6 protein-coding genes and 1 pseudogene are annotated in these 6,916 nt (G+C 71.9%); 2 read left to right on the plus strand and 5 right to left on the minus strand.

What is annotated here, in order from left to right; translation table 11 throughout:
• From ACESL7_RS11040 to ACESL7_RS11050, 3 genes are all read right to left on the minus strand, one after another.
• Nucleotides 1-444, minus strand: a 444-nt coding sequence (locus ACESL7_RS11040) for a GHMP family kinase ATP-binding protein (protein ID WP_487247755.1), incomplete at its 3' end; no start/stop codon positions are given.
• Nucleotides 431-2,146, minus strand: a complete 1,716-nt coding sequence (locus tag ACESL7_RS11045; protein WP_372893377.1) for a tetratricopeptide repeat protein — start codon at nt 2,144-2,146, stop codon at nt 431-433. The genes ACESL7_RS11045 and ACESL7_RS11040, both read right to left, overlap by 14 nt.
• A 97-nt stretch (nt 2,147-2,243) precedes the next feature.
• Entirely contained in the window at nt 2,244-3,893 is a 1,650-nt protein-coding gene (locus ACESL7_RS11050) for an electron transfer flavoprotein-ubiquinone oxidoreductase (protein WP_372893378.1), read from the minus strand.
• Nucleotides 3,894-4,143: 250 nt separating this feature from the next.
• Between ACESL7_RS11050 and greA the strand changes: the two genes are divergently transcribed.
• Together greA and ACESL7_RS11060 are read left to right on the plus strand one after the other, a co-directional pair.
• The gene (gene greA, locus ACESL7_RS11055) at nt 4,144-4,614 is read left to right on the plus strand and encodes a transcription elongation factor GreA (protein ID WP_372893379.1); all 471 of its coding nucleotides are present in this window, start codon (nt 4,144-4,146) and stop codon (nt 4,612-4,614) included.
• Nucleotides 4,615-4,624: 10 nt separating this feature from the next.
• Nucleotides 4,625-5,632 (plus strand): hypothetical protein, encoded by a 1,008-nt coding sequence (locus ACESL7_RS11060; RefSeq protein WP_372893380.1) that lies wholly within the window; start codon nt 4,625-4,627, stop codon nt 5,630-5,632.
• A gap of 79 nt (nt 5,633-5,711) precedes the next feature.
• Here ACESL7_RS11060 and cueR read toward each other — a convergent pair whose 3' ends face one another.
• On the minus strand, nt 5,712-6,095 hold the full coding sequence (cueR, locus tag ACESL7_RS11065; protein WP_372893381.1) for a Cu(I)-responsive transcriptional regulator: 384 nt from the start codon (nt 6,093-6,095) through the stop codon (nt 5,712-5,714).
• A gap of 28 nt (nt 6,096-6,123) precedes the next feature.
• Nucleotides 6,124-6,916 (minus strand): annotated as a pseudogene (locus ACESL7_RS11070) (molybdopterin molybdenumtransferase MoeA); the annotation flags it as partial.

Consider the following 6,916-nt stretch of genomic DNA (forward strand, 5'->3'; position numbering starts at 1 on the left):
GGGCGCCACGATCTCGCCGATGCCGCGCATCCGCGCCGGCCCCGGCGCCATGCAGACCGGCACGTCCGCCCCGAGCGCGGCGAGGTCGGCGGGGGGCGCGCGCCCCGTCATCGCCGCGAGCGCACGGAGCGTCGCCGCCGCGTCCGACGAGCCGCCGCCGATGCCTCCCGCGGCGGGCAGGTGCTTCTCGAGCTCGATCTCGGCGGAGACGCCCATCGCGGCGGCGGCGCGCAGCACGAGGTTGGAGGCGTCGGTGGGCACGCCCGCGGCCATCGGCCCGGTGACCCGCAGGGACGGCGCCGCCGCGGGGCGCACCCGCACCACGTCCGCCGCGTCGGCGAAGACGACGAGCGAATCGAGGGTGTGATAGCCGTCGTCCCGGCGGCCGGTGACATGCAGTGCGAGGTTGATCTTGGCCGGCGCGCGCGCCTCAGCGCCGGTCATCGGCCACGTCGTTGGCGACGGCAAGCGGCTCGCCCCCCTCCTCCGCGAGCACGGCGTCGAGCCCGGCCTCCAGCTTGCGGCGGATGCGCTCGGCCTCCTCGGGTTCCGGATCGAAGGAGAGCGCGCGGTTCCACTGGAAGCGCGCCTCGGTCGTGCGGCCGACCGCCCAGTAGACGTCGCCGAGATGATCGTTGACGATCGGGTCGACCGGCAGAAGCTCGGCGGCGCGCTCCATGTGGCCGACCGCCTCCTCGTAGCGGCCGAGGCGGTAGAGCGCCCAGCCGAGGCTGTCGACGATATAACCCGAATCGGGCCGCGCCTCGACGGCACGCTCGATCATCTCGAGCGCCTCCTCGAGGTGCTCCCGCTTCTCGACGAGCGAATAGCCGAGATAGTTCAGCACCTGCGGCTGGTCGGGGTTGAGGTCCAGCGCCTGCCGGAAATCGGATTCGGCGGCGGGCCATTCGTCGAGCCGCTCGTGCGCGATGCCCCGCGCGTAGTAAAGGAACCACGCGCCGCGGCTCGGCTCGCCATCGTACAGCGCGATCGCACGGTCGTAGGCCGCCGCCGCCGCCTCGTAGCGTTCGAGCCCGCGCATCATGTCGCCGAGCGCGGAGTGTACCGCCGGATACTCGCCATACGTCTCGGCGAGGCGCTCCAGAACCTCGATCGCCGCGTCCGACTTGCCCGCCTGCCGCAGCGCCTGCGCGCGCCCGATCTCGGCCGCCTGATGGGAGGGGTGATCGCGCGGCACGGTCTTGTAGGCCTCGGTGGCAAGCTCGTGCTGCCCGAGATCCTCCAGGAGTTCGGCCGACATCAGCATCGCGTCGACGTGGTCGGGGCGCAGATGCTCGGCGACGCGGGTGTAGAGAAGCGTGAAGTCGTCGTTCGCCTCGCCGCGCAACGCCCCGGCAATGGTATAGAAGACCTCCGCCAACCCGTCGCGGGGCCCGCGGACATGGGTGAAGGGCAGCGTCTCGCCCGCCTCGAGGCGCCCGCGGAGGCCCCGCAGCTCCGGGTCGAGATCGGCGCCGAAGCTCTCCTCAAGCAGGGCGAGCGCGTCGTCATTTCGGTCGAGCTGGCTCAGCACCGCGATGCGCGCGATCACGCCGCGCCGGGACATCTGCACCGCGCCCGCCGCCTCGGAGGCGTAGATCGCCTCGGCCCCTTCGAAGTCGCCCGCCGAGGCGAGCGCGACGGCCTTGTGGTAGAGCGCGAACCCCAGAAGTCCGCGCTCCTCGCCCATGGCGTCGAAGGCGGCGAGCGCCTCGGACATGTTGCCGCGGCCGACCTCGGCCCAGCCCCGGACGAGCCCGTCCACCAGCAGGCCGACGCCCGCACCCTCGTCCACGAGCCGCAGAACGCGCTCGTAGCGTTCCTCGGCGCCGTACTGCGCGATGAGCGCCATGTTGGCGACCTGCGTCGGGCCGTCGCCACCGGCGAGGCGGCGCGCGATCGGTGCGGCACGGTCCACCTGCCCGAGGGCGAGATAGGCCACCGTCGCCGCCTCCATCAGCGCGCGATTGTCCGGTTCGTGCGCGAGTGCGCGGGTGTAGAACCGCGCCGCCGACAGGAAATCGGACTGATACTGCGCCTGTCGCGCCGTGAGGTACGCGCCGGCCGGGACCGGCTCCGCCATGGCCGGCAGGGGCGCCGCGAGGGCGGCCGCGGCGGCGAGGGCTTTCAGGAACGATGCGCGCAAGGGAGACCTGCCTGTTGATGCGTCCGCGGTGATGAAAAGCCTAGGCCGCCGGCCCCCGCTTGTCCACACACGGCGGCGCGACGGCGGTTCGCCGCGCTCACATGCCCGGGTAGTTCGGCCCGTCGCCGCCCTGCGGCGTGGTCCAGACGATGTTCTGCCTCGGGTCCTTGATGTCGCAGGTCTTGCAGTGGACGCAGTTCTGGAAGTTGATGACGAACTTGTCGTTGCCGGCGTCGTCCTTCACGAATTCGTAGACCCCCGCCGGGCAGTAGCGCGCCGAGGGGCCGGCGTATTCCGGCAGGTTGACCGCCACGGGCAACTCCGCGTCCCTGAGCTTGAGGTGCACCGGCTGGCTTTCCTCGTGGTTGGTCATGGCGTAGCTGACGTTCGTCAGCCGGTCGAAGCTGATCTTGCCGTCGGGCTTCGGATAGTCGATCGGCGCGTGCTTAGATGCCGGCTCGGTCGCCTCGGCGTCGGTCTTGCCGTGCCCCACGGTGCCGAAGATCGAGAAGCCGAGCGTGTTCGTCCACATGTCGAGCCCGCCAAGGCCGAGCCCCCCGGCAAGCCCGTATTTCGACCAGAGCGGCTTGACGTTGCGCACGCGATTGAGATCGCGCCCGATCTCGCCGGTGCGCACCCGCTCCTCGTAGTCCGAGAGCTCGTCCTGCGCACGGCCCGCGGCCAGCGCCTCCGCCGCGGCCTCCGCCGCCGCGATGCCGGAGAGCATCGCGTTGTGGTTGCCCTTGATGCGCGGCACGTTGACCATGCCGACCGAGCAGCCGAGCAGCGCCGCACCCGGCGCCACCATCTTCGGCATCGACTGGTAGCCGCCCTCGCTGATCGCGCGGCCGCCGTAGGCGATGCGCTTGCCCCCCTCCAGAAGGCGCTTCACCATCGGATGGTGCTTGAAGCGCTGGAACTCCATGTAGGGGTAGACGTAGGGGTTCGCGTAATTCAGGTGCACCACGAAGCCGAGGAAAAGCTGATTGTTCCCGGCGTGGTAGATGAAGCCGCCGCCGCCGGCGTTCTTGCCCAGCGGCCAGCCCATCGTGTGCGTGACCTCGCCCTCGTTGTGGCGCTCCGGGTCGATCTCCCAGACCTCCTTCATGCCGAGGCCGAACTTCTGCGGCTCGCGCCCCTTCGAGAGGTCGTGGCGCGCGATCACCTCCTTCGACAGCGACCCGCGCACGCCTTCGGCGAGGAAGACGTATTTGCCGTGAAGCTCCATGCCCGGCTCGTAGGCGGGGCCGGGCGTCCCGTCGGCCTGAAGGCCGAACTCGCCCGCGACGACGCCGCGGATCTCGCCCTGCTCGCCCCAGACGACCTCCGAGCAGGACATGCCGGGGAAGATCTCGACGCCGAGCTCCTCCGCCTGCTCGGCGAGCCAACGGCAGACGTTGCCCATGGAGACGATGTAGTTGCCGTGGTTGTCCATGAGCGGCGGCATCGGCCAGTTGGGAATGCGCAGCCGCCCCCCTTCGCCCAGGAGATAGAAGTTGTCCTCGGAGACCTCGGTCTCGATCGGCGCGCCGCGCTCCTTCCAGTCGGGGAAAAGCGCGTTCAGGCCGACCGGATCGAGCACCGCGCCTGAGAGGATGTGCGCGCCGACCTCGGAGCCCTTCTCGAGCACCACGACCTCGAGGTTCGGGTCGACCTCCTTCAGCCGGATCGCGGCCGAAAGCCCCGCAGGCCCCGCCCCCACGATCACGACGTCGTATTCCATCGACTCGCGCGTCACCTCGGCCATGCGGCACACTCCCCGGTTGCCCTGTTCGCTCCTCCGGGCAGGAGCTAGCCCGTGCCGTCACGGAAGGTCAATCGCAACCGGGCGTCACGGGTGCGAAACGGTGCCGCGCCCCCCCACCGACGCGGCGGGAGGGCGGCGCCCCCTTGCATATCCCGCGGCGGTCGGGGCAGTCTCGGCGCCGCGGGCGGGCGACGCGCCCGCTCCGACGACCATCCGCCGCGCACGGCCCTTTTGCCTGAAGTAGAGGCCCATGGACAAGATTCCGATGACGCGCGCGGGGCATGCCGCGCTGGAAGCCGAATTGAAGCACCTCAAGTCCGAGGAGCGACCGGCGATCATCCGCGCCATTGCCGAGGCGCGCGAGCACGGCGACCTGAGCGAAAACGCCGAATATCACTCGGCCCGCGAGAAGCAGAGCTTCATCGAGGGCCGCATCAAGGAGCTCGAGGGCGTGCTCGGCCGGGCCGACGTGATCGACCCGGCGACGCTGTCCGGTGCCGTCAAGTTCGGCGCGACGGTCACGCTGGTGGACGAGGACACCGACGAGGAGAAGACCTGGCAGATCGTCGGCGAATACGAGGCCGACGTCGAGAAGGGCCTGCTCAACATCAAGTCCCCCATCGCCCGCGCGCTGATCGGCAAGGAGGAGGGCGACAGCGTCGAGGTGCGCACGCCCGGTGGCGAGAAGACCTACGAGATCCTTTCCGTCCGCTACGAGTGAGGGCCGGCGCATGGCCGAACCCAGCGGCAAGGGCGGACCGCCCCCCGGTCTTTACGACCGTGCGCAGCCGGAGCGTGGCGCGGGCCCGGAGGGTCCGCTCGCGGCGGGGCTGAGCCTCCTCTGGGTCGTGCTGGCCGGCGCCGCCCTGACGCTCTCGGGCGGCGATGCACCGGAGGGTTCGGGCGGGCTCCGGGCGGCCATGACGGCCCTCGTTCTCGTGCTGCCCGTCGGCATGATCTGGGTCGTGGCGATGGCCGCGCGCGCCAGCCGGGTGATGCGCGACGAGAGCCGGCGGCTGCAGGCCGCCATCGAGGCGATTCGTCAGGCCCATCTGGCGCAGGCCCAGCAGACCGCTGCCGGCGGCGCCGACCCGGCGCTCGCGAGGAAGCTCGATGCGATCGTGGCGGCGCAGGCCGCCACCGAGGCCCGGCTCGCCGCCCTGCTCGAGAGCCTGGAGGCCGAGCCCGCCGCCGCAGCGCCGGAGGAGCGCACGCGCGACGCCCAGCCGAGCCTCGCGCTTGGCGCACCGGACGAGCCGCGGCAGCCGGCGCTCGGCACGGAGGATTTCATCCGCGCGCTCAACTTCCCCGAAACCGCCGAGGACCGGGCGGGCTTCGCGGCGCTGCGCCGCGCGCTGCGCGACCGGCGCACGGCGCAGTTCGTGACCGCCGCGCAGGACGTGCTGACCCTCCTCAGCCAGGAGGGGATCTACATGGACGATTTCAGCCCCGACCGGGCGCGGCCCGACCTCTGGCGCCGTTTCGCCGAAGGCGAGCGCGGCCGCACGGTCGCGGCGCTCGGCGGCGTGCATGACCGCGCCGCGCTCGCGCTCGCGGGCGAGCGGATGAAACAGGACCCGATCTTCCGCGATGCCGCGCATCACTTCCTGCGCCTCTTCGACCAGCGCTTCGCGGAATTCGCGGAAACCGCGAGCGACCCGGAGATTTCGGCCTTTGCCGACACGCGGACGGCGCGGGCCTTCATGCTGCTCGGGCGCGCCGCCGGCACCTTCGACTGAGGCCCGGAGAATTTTCGTACGAAAATTCTCCCGCCCGCACGGGGCCGGGCTGCGATTTTTCGTACGAAAAATCGCCCCGTCAGCCGAGATGGTTGAGGATCGGGCAGTCGGGGCGGTCGTCGCCGTGGCAGGCGCGCACCAGCCCCGAGAGCTCGTCGTGCAGCGCCTGCAGCGCGCGCTGCTTGGCCTCGATCTCCTCGAGCCGCCGGGCGGCGATGCGCTTGACGTCCGCGCTCGACCGGCCGCGATCCTCGTAGAGGCCGAGCAGGTCGCGGCACTCCTCGATGGTGAAGCCGAACTCCCGCGCGCGGCGCACGAAGGCGAGCTTGCGCACCGCCGTGTCGTCGTAGTCGCGGTAGCCCGAGGCGGTGCGCCCGGCGGGCGCGACGAGCCCGATGTCGGCGTAGTAGCGCACGGTCTTGACCGGCAGCCCCGCGGCCTCGGCGGCCTTCGAGATGTTCATGGGCGATCCTTCCAGTGACGGGAGAGATCTAGGCGGTACCGTCCCGCGCCGCAACCCGGCCCACCGCCGCGGCGAGTGCGACTTCGTGGCCGAGGCCGAGGATCCAGCCCTCCTCCGGCGCGGCGACGTCGAGCATCGCGGCGAGGTCCGCGGGCGCCAGCGCCGCCACCGCCCCGGCGAGCAGGCGCACCTGTGCCGCATCCCGGATCTCGCCCTCCCGCGTGCCCGCGGCGATCGCGGGGGCGACGAGCGAGGGCCAGACCTCGACCAGTGCGACCGGCCCCGCGAGCGCTTCGAAGGGCCATGCGCAGGCGCCGAACCGCCGGCGCAGCCGGGCGAGCACCGGGATGCCGGTCAGCGCCTGGCTGCCCACGGAGCCCGCCCCGGCGAGTTGCCAGCAGGAAAAGGCGCCGCGCGCCGCCCGCTCGGCCGCGCGCCATTCGGGCAGGCCGTGGCCCGCCCGCGCCCGCCCCTTGCGCGGCAGATGGGGCACGTCCGCTTTCAGCCCGTTGCCCCAGAAGGGGCCGACCCCCGGCAACTGCGCGTTGAGCCGCCCGGCCGCCTCGAAGCGGTTGCTGGTGCGCGGGCCGTCCTCGATCTCGGTCTCGAGACGCGCCCAGAGCGCCAAGGGATCATCCTGCCCCGTAACCGCCCGCGCGAAGCCCTCCGGGTAGCCGAAGGGAAAGTCGAAGCCCGCGAGCACCCGGCGGCCGGCGGCGATTTCCTCCGCCAGCCGGGCGGCGATCCAGTTCTCGGCGACGCGGCGGCTGCGCAGGTAGACCGGCGGCGCGACGCCTTCGGCCGTGGCGCGCGCCGCCCAG

The sequence above is a fragment of the Rhodosalinus sp. genome (assembly GCF_041685465.1).
GTDB lineage: Bacteria > Pseudomonadota > Alphaproteobacteria > Rhodobacterales > Rhodobacteraceae > Rhodosalinus.

Coding starts and splice junctions, on each gene's coding strand:
- ACESL7_RS11050 (WP_372893378.1), bottom strand. CDS start 3,893: ATGGCCGAGGTGACGCGCGAGTCGATGGAATACGACGTCGTGATCGTG.
- greA (WP_372893379.1), top strand. CDS start 4,144: ATGGACAAGATTCCGATGACGCGCGCGGGGCATGCCGCGCTGGAAGCC.
- ACESL7_RS11060 (WP_372893380.1), top strand. CDS start 4,625: ATGGCCGAACCCAGCGGCAAGGGCGGACCGCCCCCCGGTCTTTACGAC.
- cueR (WP_372893381.1), bottom strand. CDS start 6,095: ATGAACATCTCGAAGGCCGCCGAGGCCGCGGGGCTGCCGGTCAAGACC.